This window comes from Streptomyces sp. Ru72 (assembly GCF_002920635.1).
GTDB lineage: Bacteria > Actinomycetota > Actinomycetes > Streptomycetales > Streptomycetaceae > Streptomyces.
This window is the reverse complement of record NZ_PQSR01000023.1, coordinates 63,497-82,901: the sequence shown is the minus strand read 5'-3', so window position 1 is coordinate 82,901 and position 19,405 is coordinate 63,497. Positions and strand designations below refer to the sequence as shown.

The following is a 19,405-nucleotide window of genomic DNA, read 5'->3' as shown; positions in this document are numbered from 1 at the left end:
GCACGACCCGGCGATGGGGGTCCCTGCTCGAGCGCGCAAGGCCCCTTCGACGTCCCTAGCCGGTGACGTGCCGGAAGGTCCATCGCTGGTTGGAGCTTCCGACGTCGCGGTACTGGATCAGCGCGACGCCGTCGGCCGTACTGCCTCCGCTGACGTCGAGCACCTTGCCGCTGTTGCGGTTGACCAGGACGAATGCGCCGCCGGTCTGTGGGCGCAGCTGCCACTGCTGGCTCGCCCTGCCGTCTGCGGTCGCCTGCACGACCCGCGCGCCGTCCGCCGTCGAGGACCCCGCCACGTCGAGCACCTTGCCGCTGCCGACGCAGGTGATGATGTGGTAGCCGTCCGCTGTGGACTGGAAGGCCCAGTGCTGGTTCGGCTGTCCGGTGTCGGGCCATTGGATCACGGCGGCTCCGTCCGCCTGCGACGCGCGGTAGACGTCGGCGACCTTGCCGCTGCGCACGCTGACGCACCGATAGGCCCTGGTGGGTGCGATGGTGTACTGCACCGAGTCCACGTCGACGTAGCCGGTGCCGTTCGGGTTGTAGGTGTAGATGCCGACCCGGTCACCGCGGTAACCGCCCCAGGTGAGCTGGTAGGCGCCGCCGAAGGAGGTGAACGCGCTGCCGTCGAGGCTGTAGGAGAACTGGCTGACCCCGCCCACGTCCCACGAGGTGCGCAGCCACACGGCGTTCTGCGTGATCACCGGCCCGTAGGTCAGGCTGCCGCCGGCATTGTGCGCGATCGTGGTGGTGGTCCCGGAGCGCCGGACACCCAACCCCGCGTAGGTGGACGCGTAGTGGCACAGCCCGGCGTGCTGGCCGTCGGCGAGGCCGGCCAGTTCGAGGCGGACGGTCACCGTCGCGCCGCCCGCGGTGCGCAGCACCCGTTGGGTGAGGGTGTTGCCGACCTTGGTCAGATTGTCGGCCGCCAGCGGTGCGAACGCCTTCAGCCGCAGGTAGCCGGGGCGTTCGGTCAGCGACCAGTGGTCCGCGCGGGGCTGGTAGTACCACTCCCACTGCGGCCTCAGGCGGGTGTCGGTGAACAAGTCGCTGGTCACCACGGCGGGCAGCGCGTCGGCGGGCGCACCGGGCGTGCCGCCGGCGGGCACCTGGCCCGTCCACACCATGGTGCCGATGCCGTCCGCGCCCACCTGGCCCAGGATCGGCCAGCCGTCCACCCAGGTCACCGGTAGCAGGGACAGCGGCCGCCCCTCCCAGGCGCCGTGGCCGTGATGGGTCACGAAGTACCAGGCGCCGTCCGGGGCCTGCACCAGCCCGCCCTGGTTGGGCTCGCGGTCCACAGAGACGTTGACATGCTCCAACTGCCGGGTCTCGAACGGGCCGTAGAGGCTGGTGCCGCGGTTCATCATCAGCACCCGGCCCTCGGACCTCACCTCGCTGTACAGGTGGTAGTAGAGGCCGTTGATCTTGTACAGCTTGTTGGCCTCGCTGCCCGGTGACTGGTGGATGACCGTGGACGGGCCGACCAGTGACTTCCCGTCCTCGGACAGCTTGAACAGATGGATCTTGTAGCCGTCCGAGTAGTGCGTGGTGACCAGGTAGCCCTGTCCGTCGTCGTCCCAGAACGGGCACGGGTCGTCCCAGCCGGAGGTCCGCCACACTGCCGTCAACGGCTCCCAGGGCCCGGTCGGCGACGGGGCCGACGTCATGAAGAAGCCCTCGTCGGGCGTGTTGAAGTACACCCAGTACCGCCCCGCGTGGTAGCGGATGGCCCCGGCCCACACACCACGGCCGTAGCGGTTCATCCGGTCCCAGTTCAACTCCGGTCCGATACGGGTGACATCGTCGACCGCACCGCCGAGCGTCCGCCAGTTGACCAGGTCCTTCGAGTGCAGGACGGCCACGCCGGGCGAGTACCCGAACGTACTGGTGATGCCGTAGTAGTCGGCGCCGACCCGGATGCAGTCCCAGTCGCTGAAGTCGCCCGGGAGGATGGGGTTGACGTAGGTGCCGTCGCCCTGGTCGCCCCACGTACCCGCCGGAGGTGAGGCTGCCGCCGCCCTGGCGGCTGGCAGCAGACCCGGCAACACGAGCGCCCCGGCGCCCACCGCGCCAAGCCGGCCGAGCTGTCGTCTGGTGATGTCCACGAACCGTCCTTTGTCAGGGTCCTGAGGCGTGTTCTGCCAAGCCGCGACGGCCACGCATACAGCGGTCGCATGGATGGGCGGCCGTCGCGTCGGTGAAGGCGTCGCTCGTCGTCGGGATCGTCAGACGGCGCCGGGGTCCCGGTTCGGGGCAGCCCACTCCTGGTTGGCGAACGTGCCCAGGCTGAAGTGGTTGAACATGCCGAGCCGCATGTTCACCAGGGTTTCCAGGTGGGTCTGGGGGGCCGCGGCGGCCGCCTTTGCCGACAGAGGCGACAACGCGGGGATCACGGGCAGCGCGGTCGCGGCCACAGCGGCGCCCGCGGCACCCAGCAGCGTGCGACGGACGGTCTTCCTGACGACATGGGCTCACTCCTACGTCCAGGGGATTCGGCGCCTACAGCAGCGGGAAACCGCTTCCCTCGTTCGCGGGAGCGAAGTCGCACGCCCCACGACTCGGGCTCGAGGGCGTCCCTTCAGGGGGAGAACCCGCGAGTGGCGCTGTACTCCTGGGTGCCGGATGTTACGCACGAACTTCGGCTATGTAGCCCGTCCATGTCAACGGGTGTGCAGGGATGAAACGTCACCCATGGGGAGTCGCTTTGCCTGTTACTGGCAGCAATAGTGCGATTCGCCCGTCGTTAGACATCGCATGTCTAGTGAGGCCGCCACCCGAACAGCTCCGACCGGCCGGAGCGCGGGCGAACGGACGGCCGAAACCGCAGCGCCCCTCGCGCAGCCGCCGACGCATTACGATTCAGCATCATTGATGGGAGCAATCTGAAGTCGTTTGCGGTGACCGCAGAGGATGACTGCCTGACAAATCGCACGGCTGACCGGAAGAGTTCCCTCTCAGGCCTGGACAACGACACCCAACAACATCTATGGACATCCCATGTCTCCGGTGAGTGAGGGTGGCACCGTCTCGACACCACCTCCGCGGCGGAGAACGGCCGGGTCCGCCCGATGGTCCAGCACGTTCCCGGCAACGGCAACGGCAACGGCAACGGCGCCGCGACCGGCCCGGTCACCGTCTCCGAGCAGCCCCTGACCGCCAGCGGCAACTCCGCGTCCCTCACCGTCCCGCGGACGGACTCCGTGGACGGCTGCACGGCCACCCTGCTCTCGCCGTCGTACACCGCCGTCTCCACCGTCGCGATGGCCCAGCGCAGCGGCAAGTGGCCTGGATGTCCCGGGTGCCTCCACGGCCGACGGCGTCGCCGTCATCCATTACAGCTGCAACGGCCCGGCGAACCAGACGTTCCCCACGGGGCTTGAGTCGATGGTGCTTCGGGGGGCCAGTTCCGCGGCCTTCAGCAGGTGGACTTCCGCCCCGGCCTTGATGGCGGCCTCGTGCGGTTCCTGCGCGATCTCGGCGATCGTGCCGGTGGACGAGTGGCAGACGATCGCGAGCTTGGCGCCGGCCGCAGAGCTTGACGCCGGCCGCAGCGAGCCGTGTGCGGGCCGGTCCCTCACAGGTTGATCATGTGCCCGGCCAGACCGTGCAACGCGTCCTGGACGGCCTCGCTCAGTGTGGGATGCGCGTGCACGTTCCGCACGAGTTCGGTCACCGTCAGGTCCCACTTCTGCGCGAGCGTCAGTTCCGGGAGCAGTTCCGTGACGTCCGGCCCGATCAGGTGGCCCCCCAGGAGTTCGCCGTGGCGGGCATCGCTGATGAGCTTCACGAAACCGGCCGTTTCGCCGAATCCGTGCGCCTTGGCGTTCGCGGTGAAGGGGAACTTCGCGACGCGGACGTCGAACCCCTCCCTCCTGGCCTCCGCCTCGGTCCAGCCGAAGCTCGCGATCTGGGGCCGGCAGAAGGTGGCGCGGGGAATCATGCGGTAGTCGAGTTCCATCGTCTCGGCGCCCGCGATGGTCTCCGCGGCGATGACGCCCATGGCCTCCGCCGTGTGCGCGAGCATCAGTTTCGCCGTCACGTCCCCGATGGCGAAGATGTGCGGCTGGCTGGTGCGGCACCGGCCGTCGACGTCGATCGCGCCGCGATCCGTGAGCCGGACGCCCGCGTTCGCCAGCCCGTATCCGGCCGTGCGGGGCTGAAAGCCCGTGGCCTGGAGCACCTTCTCCGCTTCCAGTGTCTTTTCCTGGCCGTCCTGCGAGACGACGACGCGGACGCCGTCCGCGGTCTCCTCCATGGACTCCACGCGGGTGGAGGTCATGACCGTGATTCCCTGGCGGCGGAACTGACGGGCGAGCTCCGCCGAGACCTCCTCGTCCTCCAGGGGAGCGATCCGGTCGAGGAACTCGACCAGGGTGACCTGGACGCCGTAGGCCCGCAGCAGGTAGGCGAACTCCACCCCGATGGCTCCGGCGCCCGCGATGACGATGCTGGCAGGGAGGCTGTCGGAGAGGATCTGCTCCTCGTAGGTCACGACGCGCTTGCCGAGACGTGTGCCCGGCAGGAGCTTCACGGTCGAGCCGGTGGCGATGATGCAGTGGGCGAAGGTGAGGGTGGCCTCCTCAGCGGACATCCGGACGTTCATCGTGTGCGGGTCGATGAACGACCCCTGGCCCTCGAACTGCGCGATGCCGTTCTTGCGCATGAGGTAGCCGACGCCTTTGGCCCGCCCGTCGGCCACCTTGCGGCTCCTGAGGTACGCCGTCCGGTAGTCGAGGCCGACCTGCCCGTCGAACTTCAGGCCGTAGGCGTCCGCTTCGTGGACGACGAGGTGCGCCAGTTCCGCGTTCCTCAACAGCGACTTCGCAGGGATGCACCCGATGTTCAGACAGATGCCGCCCCAGAACCGTCCTTCGACGACGGCGGTCCTCAGGCCGAGTTGGGCGGCGCGAACGGCTGCCACATAACCACCGGGACCCGCCCCCAGGACCACGACATCGAACTCTGCGTTCATGGATCGACCTTACCGTCGAATCATGTTTTCGCCCGGTTGATCGCAACGGCTTCGCCCGGCCCGGACCGGAGCCCGCCGGTTCGGCATGTCGCCGTCCGGGGCGGGCTCCCGCTCGGGGAGCCCGGCGGTGTTGCCGGTCTCAGATGACCTCCGTCTCCGTGCGGCCCGGCGTGCCCCAGAGGGTGTGGTAGCTGCCCTCGCGGTCGACGCGCCGGTAGGTGTGGGCGCCGAAGTAGTCGCGCTGCCCCTGGGTGAGCGCGGCCGGCAGGCGGTCGGCGCGCAGGGAGTCGTAGTACGACAGCGCGGCGGAGAACGCGGGCACCGGCACACCCCGGCGGGCCGCGGTGGCGATCGCCTCGCGCCACGGCACCTGGGCCTCGGCGATCTCCGAGGCGAAACCCGCGTCCGACAGCAGGCTGACCAGGCGCGGATCGGCCGCGTAGGCGGCACGTATGCGGTCCAGGAAGGCGGCCCGGATGATGCAGCCGCCGCGCCAGATCTTCGCGACGGCCCCCAGGTCGATCTTCCAGCCGAACTCCTTGGCCGCGTCCAGGATCATCTTCCAGCCCTGGTCGTAGGCGATCAGCTTGGAGGCGTACAGGGCCTGCTCCACCTGCGCGGTGAAGCGCTCGGCCTCGTACGGGGTCAGGTCCCAGTTCGTGCCGCCGGGCAGCCCCCGGTACGCGGCGCGCAGCGCGGACTGGCCGGAGGCGGCGCGGGCGAACGTGGCCTGGGCGATCGCTGTCACCGGGGAGCCCAGTTCCAGCGCGGTCTGCACGGTCCAGCGCCCGGTGCCCTTCTGCCCGGCCGCGTCGGCGACGACGTCCACGAACGGTCTGCCGGTCGCCGCGTCCACATGGGACAGCACCTCTGCCGTGATCTCGGTCAGGTACGAGTCCAGGCGCCCCTTGTTCCACTGGCGGAAGATCTCCGCGATCGTGGCGGGGGAGAAGCCGGCCACCTGGCGCAGCAGGTCGTAGGCCTCGCCGATCAGCTGCATGTCGGCGTACTCGATGCCGTTGTGGACCATCTTGACGAAGTGCCCGGCGCCGTCGGTGCCGACATGGGTCGCGCACGGTTCGCCGTCCACCTTGGCGCTGATCTTCTCGAACATGGGGCCGAGCGCGGCGTACGACTCCGGTGAGCCGCCGGGCATGATGCTCGGCCCGTGGAGCGCTCCCTCCTCGCCGCCGGAGACACCCACGCCGACGAAGTGGAGGCCACGCTCGCGCAGCGCCCGCTCACGGCGCCGGGTGTCGGCGAAGTGCGCGTTGCCACCGTCGATGATCATGTCGCCGGGCTCGAGGAGCGGGGCGAACTCCTCGATCACGGCATCGGTCGCCGCCCCCGCCTGCACCATGATCATCAGGCGGCGGGGTCGCTCCAGCGCCGCCACGAACTCCTCGGCCGTCTCGGCGGCCACGAACGTGCCCTCGTGCCCGAAGTCCTCGATCAGCGCCTTGGTCCTGGCCGGGGTGCGGTTGTGCACGGCGACGGTGTACCCGTTGCGCGCGAAGTTCCGGGCCAGGTTGCGGCCCATCACCGCGAGCCCGGTGACGCCGATGTGCGCGGTCGCCTGCATGCTGTGCTCCTTGGGTCCGGATCCGTCGCGCCCGCGTGTCGGTCGGGCGCGACGGATGTCGCTCGGTGCGGCTGGTACCGCTGTACCGATCAGTTACGGACGGCGGGGCGGGAGTTGCTCACCGCTCGGGAGCCGAAGCGTGCGGGATCCGGAGCGTGGTCAGGTCCCGACGACGTGGAGGGAGGCCCACAGCGCCACCACCGCGGCCGCCAGGGCGGTCGGCACGGCGATCGCGCCGAGGCGCGTGAACTCCTTGAGGTCGACGCCGTGGTCGTGCTGGTGGACGATCCGGCGCCACAGCAGCGTGGCCAGCGAACCGGCGTAGGTGAGGTTGGGGCCGATGTTCACGCCGAGCAGGACGGCGAGCACCGCTCCGGGACCGGACGGGGCGGCCAGCGGCAGCAGCACCAGCACCGCCGGCAGATTGTTGATCAGGTTGGCCAGCACGGCCGCCAGGGCCGCGACCCCGAGCAGCGCGGGCAGGCCGGTGCCACCGGGGATCACCTGGCCGAGAGCGCTCGCGAGGCCGTTGTCGACGACCGCGCGCACCACGACGCCCAGCGCCAGGACGAACGCCAGGAAGGACGGTGCCGCCGCGCGCACCACTGTCAGCGGGGTGGCCCGGCGCCGGAGGATTCCGCGCACGGCCAGCACCAGCGCCCCGGCCGCCGCCGACCACGCCGGGTCGACGCCGAACGCGGACGCCACCACGAACCCCGCGAGCGTGCACGCGACCGTGACCAGCGCGAACAGCGGCAGCTTCGGCGGCTCGCCGTGGTCCTCCTCGGTGGCTCCCGCGTCCAGGTCGTGGCGGAAGAAACGACGGAAGACGGCGTACTCGGCGGCCACCGCCACCAGCCACGGCAGAGCCATCAGCGCGGCGAAACGGGTGAAGCTCAGCCCGGCCGCGCCGAACGCGAGCAGGTTGGTGAGATTGGAGACCGGCAGCAGCAGCGAGGCCGTGTTCGACAGATGGGTGCAGGCGTACAGATGCGGCTTCGGGCGGGCGCCCATGCGGGCCGCGGTGGCGAACACGACGGGCGTGAGCAGCACGACGGTGGCGTCCAGGCTGAGCACCGCGGTGATCACCGAGGCGAGCGCGAACACCGCGGTCAGCAGCCGCCCGGGACGGCCCGCCGCCCAGCGCGCCATCCACGCGCCACAGGCCTGGAACAGCCCCTCGACGTCACAGAAGTGGGCCAGCACCAGCACGGCCGCCAGGAAGCCGACCACAGGGCCCAGGCGCTCCACCTCGGCCCGTGCGTGGTCCAGGGAGATGGCACCCGTCAGGATGGCGATCCCGGCGGCCGGAACCGCCCAGACGGCCTCCGGCAGCTTGAAGGGACGCACCACCGCGCCGGCCAGGACGGCGACGAGCAGGACGACGGAGAGAGCCTCGGCGAGCGGGGTGTTCAGGGTTCGGTCCTTCCGCGAAAGGATCGGCGGTGCCCGTCCATCACACCAGATCCGCCTGTGACGCCTTGACCCGAGGCACCCTCATGAAGGCGGGCACCTCCCCGGCCGCCGTCACGTGCGCGCACGCAGCCTCCAGCCGTGGTCCACCGGTCCGATGCCGGCGCCGAGCGCGAAGCCCGCCGCGATCGCCTCCGTGACGTACTCCTTGGCCCGGCGCACCGCATCCGGCACCGCGAGGCCCTGCGCGAGACCGACCGCGACGGCGGAGGCGAGGGTGCAGCCCGTGCCGTGGGTGTGGCGGTTGTCGTGGCGCGGAGCGCGCAGCCAGTGCTCCTGCCGGCCGTCGGTGAGCAGGTCGGTGGCCTCGCCGGGCAGGTGGCCGCCCTTCACGAGCACCCACCGGGGCCCGTACGACAGCAGACGGTCGGCCGCGCGGCGCATGCCCGCCTCGTCGGTCACCGTGACGCCGGTCAGCTCCGCGACCTCGTCCAGGTTCGGCGTGGTCACCGTGGCGAGCGGCAGCAGCCTGGTCCGTACCGCGTCCAGGGCGTCGTCGGCGAGCAGCCGGTCGCCGTGCTTGGACACGCTCACCGGGTCCACGACGACCGGCGCCGGCACGTCCGTGAGCAGGTCGGCCACCGCCTGGACCAGCGCGGGCGAGGCGAGCATGCCCGTCTTGACCGCCTGTACGCCGATGTCGTCGACGACGCTGCGGTACTGGGCGCGCACCGCCTCCACGGGCAGTTCCCACGCCCCCTGCACGCCCACGGAGTTCTGCGCGGTGACCGCGGTGATCACGCTCATCCCGTGGGCGCCGAGCGCCAGCATGGTCTTCAGGTCGGCCTGGATCCCGGCGCCGCCGCCGGAGTCGGAGCCTGCGATGGTCAGGACGCGGGGCGGCGCGGTCATGCGTGACCTCCCTCTCGGACGAGCGCGGGACTCTTTTCCCGGACGCGCAGCGGGGCGTAGAGCGCGAGGGCGACCAGGAACGCCACGTAGTAGGAGACGTCGGCGCCGTGCAGCGCGTGGGCGGCCGGGCCCACGTACAGGCCGGTGTCCATGAACGGCACCGCCGCGGCGAAGGCGCCGACGAACGCCAGCAGCGGCGGCCACACCGGGAGCCGGGCGGTCCCGGCGGCGAGGTCGACGGCGGTGCCGCGCCGTGCGAGCCAGTCGACGACCACGATCGCCACGAATCCGGGGATCCAGTAGCTCACGAACAGAAGGACGTTCTGGAAGCGGGCGGTGGTGTTCGCCGCGTGCATCCACAGCACCAGCGGGAAGCCCAGCACCACCGCGAGGGCGGCGGCCAGCGGACGCGGCAGGCGCACCCCGACGGTCTGCAACGCCAGCGAGCCGCTGTAGTCGTTCATCGCGTTGCTGGCGAGCGCCGCCAGCGCGACGGCCAGCAGCCCGAAGGCACCGGCCGCGCCCCCGCCCAGCACACGGTCCACGCCCGCGGCCGTCTGGTCGGTCAGCACCGAGGCGCCCCACAGCCCGAGGGCCTGCACCGCCACGAAGGACACCACGAGACCGAGCAGCGTGCACCAGAACATCCGGGACCGTGAGGTGCCGCGCGGCAGATAGCGGCTGAAGTCGCTGGCGTACGGCGCCCAGGACAGCGACAGGCTGAGCGCGATGGTGCTGGTCAGCACGAAGGCGCCCACCCGGTCCGCGCCGTGCGCGGTGCCCGTCCAGGCGGGGCGCACGCTGCCCGCCATGCGCAGGGCGATCAGGGCGAAGGCGGCCGCCAGGACGAACGTCATGACGAGCTGCAGCCGGTGGATCGCCTCGTAGCCGAGGACCCCGAGGGCTCCTTGGGCGAGCATCACCACCAGGACGCCCAGCCAGAAGGGCCAGCCGGCGAGCCGCGCCAGCGCATCGCCGCCGAACAGCCCGATCAGCGCGTCCCAGGCGATCGAGGACAGCCACTGCAGCACCCCGGGGAGCACCACCGCGCGCCCGAACGCCAGCCGGGCGAGCGGCAGCTGGCCGGCTCCGGTACGGCTGCCCCAGGTGCTCAGATAGGCGGTGGGCACCGCGCCCAGCAGGGTGCCGAGGACGACGGCGGCGAGCGCGGTGGTGAAGTCCAGGCCGAGCGCGATGCCGATGGTCCCGGTGAACACGCCGGTCATGGTCAGATTGGGAGCGAACCACACGGTGAAGAGCCGGCCCGCCCCGCCGTAACGATTCGTCTCGGGGACCGGCTCGATGCCGTGGCCCTCGACCCTGAGGTCGCCGGGAGCGGTGGGCATCCGCCCGTCGAAGACGGTGCTCCCGCCGCCCGTGGGCAGCCCGCCCGAGACATGCGCCGATGGCATGAAAGACATCCCTCCGCCAGTACGAACTGGTTCAGGTTCGACGGGTGTGATCTCAGCCCGCGGATGGGGCACCCCGTGTCCGGTACGGCGGCAAGACTAACCCGAGGACGGGAATCAGCCATACGTGAGGGCCGCTGCCGGGTCGGTCAGCGGCCCTCGAGGTGTCGTCGCGGCGCGTCAGCGCCGGGTGTAGATGAAGCCGATCTTGTCGACCTCGTCACCGGAGCGCCCGTGGAACCCCGCGATCTGCCAGCCGGCGGGCGCCGTACGGGTCACGCAGTCGGACGTCGTGGTGCCGCCCGCCAGGCTGCGGCCCAGGTTGGTCGTGAACGTGGCGGAGAAGATCCTCGTGCGGCCGCCGTACCGGCCCTCGCAGAGCTGCGCACTTGTCACGTACTCGTCGCTGCCCAGTGTCAGCGAGGTCGCCGTGCCGCCCGTGCCGCCGTGGGCGAGCGTGGTGCCGCCCGCCAGGGTCACGCCGACCTGGTCGACACGGGAGCCGCTGCGCAGCGAGATGCCGGTCGCACGGGCGCCGGCCGGGACGCCGTCGATGTCGTTGTAATAGTCGCCGTGCGGCCCGCCGAACTGGTCGCTGAGCTGGAAGGCGGAGTTGCGTGCCCAGCTGAACGTCGCGGTGATCGGGTCGTGGTCGGAGAGCATCTTGCCGTCGTCGGTGAGGAACTCGGCGTGTTCGTTGTTGTACGCCGTGGCGCTGAGCGAGACCAGTTTGCCGCCCCGATAGAGGATCTTGTCGACGACCTCGCAGCTGTTGGTGACCGCGTTCTCGTCGCAGAGCAGCGGGTCGCTGCCCTTGGCGGGCGGGGTGCCACCGCGTACCAGCTTGACCCACGCGTCGGTGAGGCCGTTCGCGGCGGCGAACTCGGCGATCGTGTCACCCGAGCGCGTGTAGCGGGTGTTGGTGTCGCCCATGACGACGACGGCGTTGCCCGCGGAGTGGGCCTTGATGAAGGCGGTCAGCTGGTTGAGGTTGTCCGCGCGCGAGGCCAGGTCGCCGTCGTTCGTCCCGGCGTTGGTGTGCAGGTTGTAGAAGTCGACGTAGACGCCCTCGGCCAGGCGCTCCCGCATGAACGTGAAGCCCTTGGGGGTGAGGCAGTCGCCCGAGTCGTACTGGCACGAGTTCCAGTGCACGCGCTCGAAGTCGTCGGTGTCGTACGGGATCGCGGACAGCGTGTTGAGCCCGCTGCCGACGCCGGCGCCGCCGCTGGTGGGCGTGCGGTACGGGTGGGAGTCCGAGGCGTACAGGTACGCGTGGTAGTTGAAGTCCTCCTGGACCTGGACGATGTCGTACGGGCCGAGGCGTGAGCCGATCGTCGTGGTGCTCGACTGGCGCGGTGTCGGGGCGCTGGAGATGCCCTCGGGGAGACCGGCGACGTTGTAGCCGAGCACGCGGAACGTGCCAGAGTCGGCCGCCGCGGCGGTGGGCGTGGTGACCGTGAGTCCGCCGAGCGCGGCGGTGGCCGCCGCGAGGGCGGCGAGGAGTCTGCGCATGGGGAACGGCTCCTGGGGGGTGACGGAGAGAGTGTTGCGTGCATGTCAAAACGTAGCGGGGGTGAGTCCGTGGGGGAACGCGCTTTCTCCGCTCCCGGTGAATATTTCACCGGCCGGCCGCCGTGGTGTCGGTGAGCCGGGGCGCCGCCGCCCGTGCGCCGAGGGCCGCGGGCGCCGCGGGGCGACTCGTCCCGCCTGCACAGGGCCGCCCACCCCGAGCCCGCCCTCATGCCGCGTGCGCCCGTACCTCTTCCGCCAGCTTCTTGTCGAGCGCGGCGCGCACCAACGCCGCTGCCAGCACCGCCGGTTCGGTGTCCTTCGCCAGCTTCAGCAGCTTCTCCGGGTCCTTCGGCAGCCCCAATCGCTCCGCACCCGACAGTGCCTTCGCGTCCAGGTAGGGAGCCACCTCGGGCCACACGCGCTGCACCTCGCGCAGGAAGATGTCCGCGCCGGCCGGTCCGATCCCAGGTACCTCCTGCAACAGCCGGCGCAGGGCGGAGACGTCGCCGTCGGCCTCCTTCCGCAGCCGCCGCAGATCTCCGCCCCAACGTTCCGTCAGCAACTCGGCCCCGTCGCCCAGTTGGGTCGCCGTCCGCTCGTCGTAGCGCCGGTAGCCGCCCCGCCCCAGCGCGTCGACCCGCTCCTGCCAGTCTGCCTGCGCCATGTGGCGCGGGTCCTTCAGGCCCGCCTCCTGAAGCGCCCGCACCGTGGCCAGGGCGATCGAGGAGCGGATGCGGGCGCTGAGCAGCAGGGCCATCAACAGCAGCCGGTACAGCGGCTGCGGGGCGTCCTTGAGCCGGATCCCCGCCTCCTCCGCGTAGGTCTGCCCGTGCTCGCCGACGAGTTCCCGGATCGCCTCGGCGGCTCTGTCGTCCCGGCCCATGGCGGCCTCACCTCGACGCCTTGAGCGGGTCGTGCCCCAGCGTCATGAGCCGGTGGCGCCGGTGCTCGTCCTCGGCCTCCGGCTCGTTCTCCACGTCCACCTCGGAGGCGACCGTGTCCACCACCTTGCGCATCACCCGGACGTCGTCGTCGGTGAGATCGGTGCGCCGCTTCTGCAGAATCGACAGGACGTGCCGCCCGGTGGGCGTGCCCGCCTCCTCCGGCAGTGGCTCGCTCTCCTCGTCGGCGTCCCGGACCCGCAGCCAGGCCGCCAGTTCCTGGGAGGTCATGTTCACCACGCGGTGGAAGTCCTCCCACAGCGCGTCCATCTCCAGGGCGTCGGTCATGGCGTACTCCTCTCCACCCTCGGTGGTCGGGTTCTGCTCGGTCTCACTCCTCGCGCGGCCAGTTCTCGGCCTCGAACATCCAGCGCTGCTTCTCCAGCTCCGCGGTGATCCCGATCAGCAGGTCCTGGGTGACGGGATCCGCCTCCGCGGTGGCGTCGATCCGCTTGCGCAGCCGCCCGATCGCCGCTTCCAGCGACTCCACCATCAGACCCACGACCTCGGTGTCCCGCAGCCAGCCCTCCTTCGTGCCGGGCAGGCCGTAGGCGGACGCGATGGTCTCCGGGCGGCCGTCCGGCGGCACACCGAGTGCGGACGCACGCTCGGCCACCGTGTCGGCGTACGAGCGTGCCGTGCCGACGACCTCGTCGAGCTGGAGGTGGATCGAACGGAACCTGGGTCCGACGATGTTCCAGTGGGCCTGCTTCCCGATCAGGGACAGCCCGAGCAGATCCACCAGGGTCTCCTGCAGGGCCTCCCCGGTGACCCGGCGTGCGGGCTCGGGCAGCGTGCTGTGCACCACGGTCATCGCGCGCTTCTCCTTGTCGGTCGGTCTCTTGCTGCACGGAGCAGTTCGGCACGCTCCTGCTCGCCGGTGCCGCCCCACACGCCCGCCGTCTGCCCGCTGCCCAACGCCCAGTCCAGGCACTCGCCCAGGACGGGGCAGCGGCGGCAGACGCGCTTGGCGGCGGCGGTCTCCTCGACGGCCGGCCCCGCCGTCCCGACGGGGAAGAACAGCTCGGGGTCCTCACCCACGCACGCCGCTTGCCGCAACCACTCCATGCGCGCCCGGGTCCCCAGGACCGATCGGGTGAAACCCGGCGGGAGCGCACCCCCTTCACGCGGAGACCGGTGAGCTTCCCGGCGACCGTCCGGCGGTCTATAGTTCAAAACTAGCGGCGCTAATTAACCGGCCCCGTTCCGTCGCCGATGCCGATCAGGAGTTCCGTCGTGCGTACCGTCCACTTCGCGGCAGCCCGCCGCACCCCCATCGGCAGGCTGCGCGGCGCACTGTCCGCCGTGCGGCCCGACGACCTCGCGGCCACCGTGATCCGCGGCCTGGTCGCGGACGTGCCCGCGCTGGACCCGGCCCGTATCGACGACGTCTACTGGGGCGCCGCCAACCAGGCCGGCGAGGACAACCGCAACGTCGCCCGCATGGCCGCCCTCCTCGCCGGCCTGCCGGAGTCCGTCCCGGGAGCCACGGTCAACCGGCTGTGCGCCTCCGGCCTGGAGGCGGTGACGACGGCCGCCCGCGCCATCGCCGCGGGCGAGGCCGACATCGTGCTCGCGGGCGGCTCGGAGTCCATGAGCCGGGCCCCCTTCGTGCTGCCCCGCCCCGACGAGGCCCTGCCGCAGCGCATCGAGACCGCCGACACCCGCCTCGGCTGGCGGCTGGTCAACCCGGCGATGAAGGACCTGCACGGGTTGCTGTCCATGGGGGAGACCGCCGAGGAGGTCGCCGAACGGTACGGCGTCCCGCGCGAACGCCAGGACCACTTCGCGCTGCGCAGTCACCTGCGGGCGGCCGAGGCCCGCAAGAACGGGCTCTTCGACGCCGAACTCCTGCCCGTGACCCGACCCGACGGTGTCGTCGTCACCGCCGACGAAAGCGTCCGTGAGGACACGTCGTACGAGAAACTCGCCCGCCTCAAGCCGGTGTTCCGCCAGGGCGGCACCGTCACGGCGGGCAACGCCTCGCCCATGAACGACGGCGCCGCCGGCCTGCTCCTCGTCAGCGAGGAAGTGCTCGACGAGCTGGGCCTCGACTCCCTCGGCCGGTACGTGGCCGGGGCCTCGGCCGGCGTGCACCCGGACGTCATGGGCATCGGCCCCGTCCCCGCCACCGAGAAGGCCCTGGCACGGGTGGGCTGGACGATCGGCGACGTCCAGGAGGCCGAGCTCAACGAGGCGTTCGCCGCCCAGGCCCTCGCCTGCGCCGACCGGCTCGGACTCGACCCGGAGCTGGTCAACCCGACCGGCGGCGCCATCGCCCTCGGCCACCCGCTCGGCTGCTCGGGCGCCCGCATCCTGACCACCCTCCTGCACCGCATGCGCCGCACCGGAGCCGCCAGGGGGCTCGCGACGATGTGCGTGGGCGTGGGGCAGGGCAGCACGGTGCTCGTCGAGCGTCCGCGGGTGTAGGAGACGTCCGCGGGTGTGGGAGAAACGAGTGCAGCAGAAGCGGGTGCAGCAGAAACGGGAGTAGGAGACACGGGCGCGGCGCAGGGTCGTTCAGGGGGCGCCTCGCCGAGGGCCCATCTGGCGAGACGCCCCTGACGTGGCCAGATGCGTGGACATAGCATCGGTCCCCGCATGAACACGATGACGCTGTGGGACATATCGCCGTGGGGGTTCGCCGCGCTGGCCGCCGCCGCGCTGCTCGTCGGCTTCTCCAAGACCGCCGTGAGCGGCGCCAACACGGTCAGCCTCGCCATCTTCGCCGCCGTCCTTCCCGCCCGGGCCTCGACCGGCGTCCTGCTGCCGATCCTGATCGTCGGCGACGTCCTCGCCGTCCTCACCTACCGCCGCCACGCCCACTGGCCCACCCTGTGGCGCCTGTTCCCGGCGGTCGCCGCGGGCGTCGTCGTAGGCACGCTGTTCCTGGTCTGGGCCGACGACGCGGTCGTGCGGACCTCGATCGGCGCGATCCTGCTGCTGATGGCGGCGGTCACGGTGTGGCGCCGCCGACACGCCGACCGGGACGACGAACCCGACGCGGTGACCACACGCGCCGGCCGCATGAAGGCCCGCTCCTACGGCGTCCTCGGCGGCTTCACCACGATGGTCGCGAACGCCGGCGGCCCGGTGATGTCGATGTACCTGCTCTCCGCGGGCTTCCGCAAACTGGGCTTCCTCGGCACCTCGGCCTTCTTCTTCCTCATCGTCAACGTCTCCAAGGTGCCCTTCAGCGCCGGCCTCGGCCTGATCGACGGCCGCTCCCTGCTGCTGGACGCGGCGCTCGCGGTGTTCGTGCTGCCGGGCGCCGTCATCGGCAGGTGGGCGGTGGACCGGATCAACCAGCGCCTGTTCGAGCAGCTGGTGATCGCGGCGACCGTGGTGGGCGCCCTGCAGCTCCTGCTGCGCTGAGCTATCGGAGCAGCGCGGGCAGGTCCGCGAAGGAGTCCAGGACGTGGTGGGGCGCGCCGCCGGCGTCGCGGTGGGTCTCCGGCAGGTACTTGCCGGTCTTCACCAGGACTCCGGTGAGCCCGGCGCGCTGGGCCGCGAGCACGTCGGACTCGATGTCGTCGCCCACCATGAGCGCCTGGCCGGCACCCATCCCGAGGCGGGTCAGCGCGGCCTCGAAGAAGGCCGGCGACGGCTTGCCGGTGACCTCGGCCTCCGTGTGCGCGGCCTTCTCCAGGCCGAGCAGGAACGCCCCGGAATCGAGTTGCAGCCCGCGGTCGGTGCGCCAGTACAGGTTGCGGTGCATGGCGACCAGCCGCGCGCCCCGCTGAAGGTGGCCGAAGGCCCGGTTGAGCGCCGCGTAGTCGAACTCGGGACCGGCGCCACCGAGGATCACCACGTCCGGGACGGTGTCCTCGTCGTCGACGAGACACAGGTCCGCCAGGTCCTCGCGGATGTCACCGCTGGTGAGCAGCGAGCACCGCGCACCCGGGCAGTGCTCGGCGAGGTACGCGGCGGTGACCGCCGGCGCGGTGAGGATGTCCTCGGCGGCCACGGGGAAGCCGGCCGCGGACAGGGTCCCGGCGATCGAGGCGCGGGTGCGGGACGTCGTGTTGGTGACCAGGGCGACCGCGTATCCGGAGTCACGGATCTCCCGCAGTGCCTCGACCGCGCCCGGCAGCGGCTGCCACGAGACGGTGAGGACGCCGTCGATGTCGATGAGGACGGCACGCACTGCGTCGATGTCGGGCATGCCAGGACGATAACGAGCAGGGTGCGGGAAGGCCGTACGGCATGCGGGACGGTTCCCGCACGACATGATCCGACGCAGCCGTACCCTCGTCGTCATGTCCCCGCACGTCCTGATCCTCGGCGGCACCACCGAGGCACGCGAACTCGCCGCGGCGCTGGCGTCCCGTCCCGGCGTCCGCGTGACCACGTCCCTGGCCGGACGGGTGTCCCGGCCGGGGACCGTCGACGGCGAGGTACGCGTCGGGGGTTTCGGCGGCGCGGAGGGACTGGCCGCCTGGCTGCGTGAGCACCGCGTGGACGCCGTGGTCGACGCCACGCACCCGTTCGCCACGGGCATCACCGCCAACACGGCACGCGCCGCCGCGGCCACCGGCGTCCCCGCGGTGGTCCTCCGCAGGCCCGGCTGGAGCGCCGGACCCGGCGACCGCTGGCACGAGGCGGCCTCGCTCACCGACGCGGCGGACCGTCTGCCGGGGCTCGGCCGGCGCGTCTTCCTGACCACCGGCCGAGGGGGCCTCGCCGCCTTCGCGCACCTGACCGGCCTGCACTTCCTCCTGCGGTCGGTGGACCCCCCCGAGCCGCCGATGCCGCCGGACACGCGGGTACTGCTCGCGCGCGGACCGTTCACGGTCGAGGAGGAGACGGTGCTCCTGCGCGAGCACCGCATCGACGTGCTCGTGACCAAGGACAGCGGGGGAGGGGCGACCGCCGCGAAGCTGACGGCCGCCCGGGAACTCGGCCTGCCGGTCGTCGTCGTACGCCGCCCGCCGCTGCCGCAGGGCGTGACGGCGGTGCCCGACGTGGCGGGCGTGCTGGCCAGGCTGGGGTCATGACGAGGGCGCGGGCACGGTCGGCACCCGGGTCTCCACCGCGTACACCTGCTCCCCCCGCTTGACGATCAGCCCGTCCTCGTCCGACTTGGCCGGGATGGAGCAGAACGGACAGCCGTCGTCGGCCCCCGGACCGGTCGGCTTGTTCTCGCCCCGGATGTAGGCCATCCGGTGGGGCGTCCACAGGCGCTGGAACGCGTCCTGCGTCCCCACTCCGATCTGCTGCTCCGGCTCACTCGTCATGGGCGCGCGGTCGCGGCCACCCGCCACCGCTACTCCCGGGGGCGCCTGCGCAGCAGATACGTGTCCATGATCCAGCCCTTGCGCTCCCGCGCCTCGGCACGCAGCCGCTCGATGCGCTCGGCCGTCCGGGCGAGAGGGCCGGAGACGAGTATCTCGTCCGGCGTGCCGATGTACGCGCCCCAGTAGATGTCGATGTCCTGGTCCGCGTACTTCCGGAACGTCTGGTGCGCGTCCAGCATCACCACCACGTCGTCGACCCCCTCCGGGAAGCCCTCCGCGAGGCGGCGGCCGGTGGTGATCTGCACCGGCCCGGCGACCCGGTTCAGTCCCGTGCGGTGCTTCGCCACCAGCGCCGAGACGCTGCTGACGCCCGGCACGACCTCGTACGAGAACGTCACCCTGCCCCGCTCGAGGACCTCCTCGAGGATCCCGAGGGTGCTGTCGTACAGCGCGGGGTCGCCCCACACCAGGAACGCCCCGCTCTCGTCCTCGCCCAGCTCCTCGGCGATGAGCCGCTCGTAGATCCCGGCGCGGGCCGAGCGCCAGTCCCCGACCGCGGGGGAGTAGGCGGCGCCGCCCGCGGCCCGGTCCCGCTCGGGATCGCGCGCCTCGACCAGGCGGTACGACCCCTGGGGCAGGTGTGCGTCGAGGATGTCACGGCGCAGCTGCACCAGGTCGGACTTCACCTCGCCCTTGTCGAGGAGGAAGAACACATCCGTGCTCTTCAGCGCCTTCACCGCCTGCAGGGTCAGCTGGTCGGGGTCGCCCGCCCCGATGCCGATGACATGAATCTTTCGCACGCCCAGAGTCTGCCTTACGCCACCGACGGTCTCCGCGGCCCGCCCCCCTACGACCGCCTCCCGCGCAGCCGGGGCGCCCACGCCCGCGCGTCGACGATGGCCGCATCCCGCTCCACCACCGCCGCCAATTCCCGGGCCCAACCGACCAGGTCGGCCACCTGAAGGCCGTAGGGCCGGTCCTGTCCCGCCCCCGACGCCCACGCCTCGACGGCCCCGGCGCCGCGCCGCAGCAGCCGGACGCCCCCGGTCACATTGCCCCGGGCCGCGTGCGTGAGACCCACCGCCAGCTGCGCGAGCCCGCGCCACAGGGCCTCCTCCTCCTCGGGCCCCGACTTCCAGGCGTCCTCGAAGACCTCGTGCGCGTGGAACGGCTTTCCGGCGTCCAGCAGCGCCTGCGCCTCGGCGACGGTCTCCTCCGGGGTGCGCACGACGCCCTCCGGCTGGCGTGCCACGCCCTCCGCGCCGTACGGCAGCGGCCGTCCCAGGCCGTCCCGCGGCCGCGCGTTGCGGGCCCGCCCCTCTGCGTCCCGGTCGCGTCCCCGGCCGGCCCGAACTCCCGATGCGTCGCTCATACCCCGATTGTCCCGCCTCGCCGGCCCCTTTCGGGGCAGGGCCCGTCGTGGGG

Annotated in this window: 20 protein-coding genes, 1 pseudogene and 1 riboswitch; of the genes and pseudogenes, 4 read left to right on the top strand and 17 right to left on the bottom strand. The window is 71.7% G+C overall.

Annotation, left to right across the window (positions count from 1 at the left end):
• Positions 1 to 55: 55 nt before the first annotated feature.
• Both C3488_RS14185 and C3488_RS40495 read right to left on the bottom strand, forming a co-directional pair.
• Positions 56 to 2,107 carry a family 43 glycosylhydrolase gene (locus C3488_RS14185; RefSeq protein ID WP_103839753.1) on the bottom strand — a complete coding sequence of 684 codons (2,052 nt, stop codon included), beginning with the start codon at positions 2,105 to 2,107 and terminating at the stop codon, positions 56 to 58.
• A 120-nt stretch (positions 2,108 to 2,227) separates the two neighbouring features.
• Positions 2,228 to 2,395: a hypothetical protein gene (locus tag C3488_RS40495; RefSeq protein WP_181139013.1), complete on the bottom strand. Its 168-nt coding sequence runs from the start codon at positions 2,393 to 2,395 to the stop codon at positions 2,228 to 2,230.
• A gap of 675 nt (positions 2,396 to 3,070) precedes the next feature.
• Here C3488_RS40495 and C3488_RS40100 point away from each other — a divergent pair.
• Positions 3,071 to 3,382 (top strand): hypothetical protein, encoded by a 312-nt coding sequence (locus C3488_RS40100; protein WP_146067862.1) that lies wholly within the window; start codon positions 3,071 to 3,073, stop codon positions 3,380 to 3,382.
• On the opposite strand, the gene C3488_RS14175 is transcribed toward C3488_RS40100, so the two are convergent.
• The 11 genes from C3488_RS14175 to C3488_RS14125 form a co-directional block, all read right to left on the bottom strand.
• Positions 3,335 to 3,580, bottom strand: a complete 246-nt coding sequence (locus tag C3488_RS14175; RefSeq protein WP_308460667.1) for a hypothetical protein — start codon at positions 3,578 to 3,580, stop codon at positions 3,335 to 3,337. The two genes, C3488_RS40100 and C3488_RS14175, sit on opposite strands and share 48 nt — an antisense overlap.
• A complete protein-coding gene (gene lpdA, locus C3488_RS14170; protein WP_103839751.1) occupies positions 3,577 to 4,974 on the bottom strand; it encodes a dihydrolipoyl dehydrogenase in 1,398 nt (465 codons plus the stop codon). Before lpdA ends, C3488_RS14175 begins: the two co-directional genes overlap by 4 nt.
• Positions 4,975 to 5,113: 139 nt before the next feature.
• Positions 5,114 to 6,556 carry an NADP-dependent phosphogluconate dehydrogenase gene (gene gndA, locus C3488_RS14165; protein WP_103839750.1) on the bottom strand — a complete coding sequence of 481 codons (1,443 nt, stop codon included), beginning with the start codon at positions 6,554 to 6,556 and terminating at the stop codon, positions 5,114 to 5,116.
• 159 nt (positions 6,557 to 6,715) lie between these two features.
• Positions 6,716 to 7,972, bottom strand: a complete 1,257-nt coding sequence (locus tag C3488_RS14160; protein ID WP_103839749.1) for an arsenic transporter — start codon at positions 7,970 to 7,972, stop codon at positions 6,716 to 6,718.
• A 111-nt stretch (positions 7,973 to 8,083) separates the two neighbouring features.
• Positions 8,084 to 8,881, bottom strand: a complete 798-nt coding sequence (gene thiD / locus C3488_RS14155; protein WP_103839748.1) for a bifunctional hydroxymethylpyrimidine kinase/phosphomethylpyrimidine kinase — start codon at positions 8,879 to 8,881, stop codon at positions 8,084 to 8,086.
• Positions 8,878 to 10,293 (bottom strand): cytosine permease, encoded by a 1,416-nt coding sequence (locus tag C3488_RS14150; protein WP_103839747.1) that lies wholly within the window; start codon positions 10,291 to 10,293, stop codon positions 8,878 to 8,880. The genes thiD and C3488_RS14150 overlap by 4 nt, the downstream gene beginning before the upstream one ends.
• Positions 10,285 to 10,379: riboswitch (TPP riboswitch) on the bottom strand. It overlaps the preceding gene by 9 nt.
• 91 nt (positions 10,380 to 10,470) lie before the next feature.
• Positions 10,471 to 11,802 carry a jacalin-like lectin gene (locus C3488_RS14145; protein ID WP_103839746.1) on the bottom strand — a complete coding sequence of 444 codons (1,332 nt, stop codon included), beginning with the start codon at positions 11,800 to 11,802 and terminating at the stop codon, positions 10,471 to 10,473.
• 226 nt (positions 11,803 to 12,028) lie between these two features.
• Positions 12,029 to 12,685, bottom strand: coding sequence for an endonuclease (locus C3488_RS14140; RefSeq protein ID WP_103839745.1), 657 nt, complete (start codon positions 12,683 to 12,685; stop codon positions 12,029 to 12,031).
• A gap of 7 nt (positions 12,686 to 12,692) precedes the next feature.
• Complete coding sequence (locus C3488_RS14135) at positions 12,693 to 13,031, bottom strand: DUF3140 domain-containing protein (RefSeq protein ID WP_103839744.1); 339 nt, start codon at positions 13,029 to 13,031, stop codon at positions 12,693 to 12,695.
• A gap of 43 nt (positions 13,032 to 13,074) precedes the next feature.
• Positions 13,075 to 13,557, bottom strand: a complete 483-nt coding sequence (locus C3488_RS14130) for a Dps family protein (RefSeq protein ID WP_103839743.1) — start codon at positions 13,555 to 13,557, stop codon at positions 13,075 to 13,077.
• A complete protein-coding gene (locus tag C3488_RS14125; RefSeq protein WP_103839742.1) occupies positions 13,554 to 13,811 on the bottom strand; it encodes a WhiB family transcriptional regulator in 258 nt (85 codons plus the stop codon). The genes C3488_RS14130 and C3488_RS14125 overlap by 4 nt, the downstream gene beginning before the upstream one ends.
• A gap of 168 nt (positions 13,812 to 13,979) precedes the next feature.
• Here C3488_RS14125 and C3488_RS14120 point away from each other — a divergent pair, with 168 nt between their 5' ends.
• Both C3488_RS14120 and C3488_RS14115 read left to right on the top strand, forming a co-directional pair.
• Positions 13,980 to 15,173: a thiolase family protein gene (locus C3488_RS14120; protein ID WP_103839741.1), complete on the top strand. Its 1,194-nt coding sequence runs from the start codon at positions 13,980 to 13,982 to the stop codon at positions 15,171 to 15,173.
• Between the two features lie 171 nt (positions 15,174 to 15,344).
• On the top strand, positions 15,345 to 16,118 hold the full coding sequence (locus C3488_RS14115; protein WP_103839740.1) for a sulfite exporter TauE/SafE family protein: 774 nt from the start codon (positions 15,345 to 15,347) through the stop codon (positions 16,116 to 16,118).
• A 1-nt stretch (position 16,119) separates the two neighbouring features.
• Here the strand turns inward: C3488_RS14115 and C3488_RS14110 are convergent, their stop codons facing one another.
• Positions 16,120 to 16,899 (bottom strand): HAD-IIA family hydrolase, encoded by a 780-nt coding sequence (locus C3488_RS14110; protein ID WP_181139012.1) that lies wholly within the window; start codon positions 16,897 to 16,899, stop codon positions 16,120 to 16,122.
• Between the two features lie 103 nt (positions 16,900 to 17,002).
• Between C3488_RS14110 and C3488_RS14105 the strand changes: the two genes are divergently transcribed.
• Positions 17,003 to 17,740, top strand: coding sequence for a cobalt-precorrin-6A reductase (locus tag C3488_RS14105; RefSeq protein WP_103839768.1), 738 nt, complete (start codon positions 17,003 to 17,005; stop codon positions 17,738 to 17,740).
• Positions 17,741 to 17,758: 18 nt separating this feature from the next.
• Here the strand turns inward: C3488_RS14105 and C3488_RS14100 are convergent.
• The 3 genes and pseudogenes from C3488_RS14100 to C3488_RS14090 form a co-directional block, all read right to left on the bottom strand.
• Positions 17,759 to 17,980: pseudogene (locus tag C3488_RS14100) on the bottom strand (HIT family hydrolase); the annotation flags it as partial.
• A 29-nt stretch (positions 17,981 to 18,009) separates the two neighbouring features.
• Entirely contained in the window at positions 18,010 to 18,780 is a 771-nt protein-coding gene (gene cobF / locus C3488_RS14095) for a precorrin-6A synthase (deacetylating) (RefSeq protein WP_103839767.1), read from the bottom strand.
• A gap of 47 nt (positions 18,781 to 18,827) precedes the next feature.
• Positions 18,828 to 19,352, bottom strand: coding sequence for a DUF309 domain-containing protein (locus tag C3488_RS14090; RefSeq protein WP_103839739.1), 525 nt, complete (start codon positions 19,350 to 19,352; stop codon positions 18,828 to 18,830).
• Positions 19,353 to 19,405 lie beyond the last annotated feature (53 nt).

What these genes read in the sequence shown, in the direction of transcription:
- C3488_RS40100 (WP_146067862.1), top strand. Translation starts at nt 3,071, where the DNA reads ATGGTCCAGCACGTTCCCGGCAACGGCAACGGCAACGGCAACGGCGCC.
- lpdA (WP_103839751.1), bottom strand. Translation starts at nt 4,974, where the DNA reads ATGAACGCAGAGTTCGATGTCGTGGTCCTGGGGGCGGGTCCCGGTGGT.
- gndA (WP_103839750.1), bottom strand. Translation starts at nt 6,556, where the DNA reads ATGCAGGCGACCGCGCACATCGGCGTCACCGGGCTCGCGGTGATGGGC.
- thiD (WP_103839748.1), bottom strand. Translation starts at nt 8,881, where the DNA reads ATGACCGCGCCGCCCCGCGTCCTGACCATCGCAGGCTCCGACTCCGGC.
- C3488_RS14150 (WP_103839747.1), bottom strand. Translation starts at nt 10,293, where the DNA reads ATGCCATCGGCGCATGTCTCGGGCGGGCTGCCCACGGGCGGCGGGAGC.
- C3488_RS14145 (WP_103839746.1), bottom strand. Translation starts at nt 11,802, where the DNA reads ATGCGCAGACTCCTCGCCGCCCTCGCGGCGGCCACCGCCGCGCTCGGC.
- C3488_RS14140 (WP_103839745.1), bottom strand. Translation starts at nt 12,685, where the DNA reads ATGGGCCGGGACGACAGAGCCGCCGAGGCGATCCGGGAACTCGTCGGC.
- C3488_RS14135 (WP_103839744.1), bottom strand. Translation starts at nt 13,031, where the DNA reads ATGACCGACGCCCTGGAGATGGACGCGCTGTGGGAGGACTTCCACCGC.
- C3488_RS14130 (WP_103839743.1), bottom strand. Translation starts at nt 13,557, where the DNA reads ATGACCGTGGTGCACAGCACGCTGCCCGAGCCCGCACGCCGGGTCACC.
- C3488_RS14125 (WP_103839742.1), bottom strand. Translation starts at nt 13,811, where the DNA reads ATGGAGTGGTTGCGGCAAGCGGCGTGCGTGGGTGAGGACCCCGAGCTG.
- C3488_RS14115 (WP_103839740.1), top strand. Translation starts at nt 15,345, where the DNA reads ATGAACACGATGACGCTGTGGGACATATCGCCGTGGGGGTTCGCCGCG.
- C3488_RS14105 (WP_103839768.1), top strand. Translation starts at nt 17,003, where the DNA reads ATGTCCCCGCACGTCCTGATCCTCGGCGGCACCACCGAGGCACGCGAA.
- C3488_RS14090 (WP_103839739.1), bottom strand. Translation starts at nt 19,352, where the DNA reads ATGAGCGACGCATCGGGAGTTCGGGCCGGCCGGGGACGCGACCGGGAC.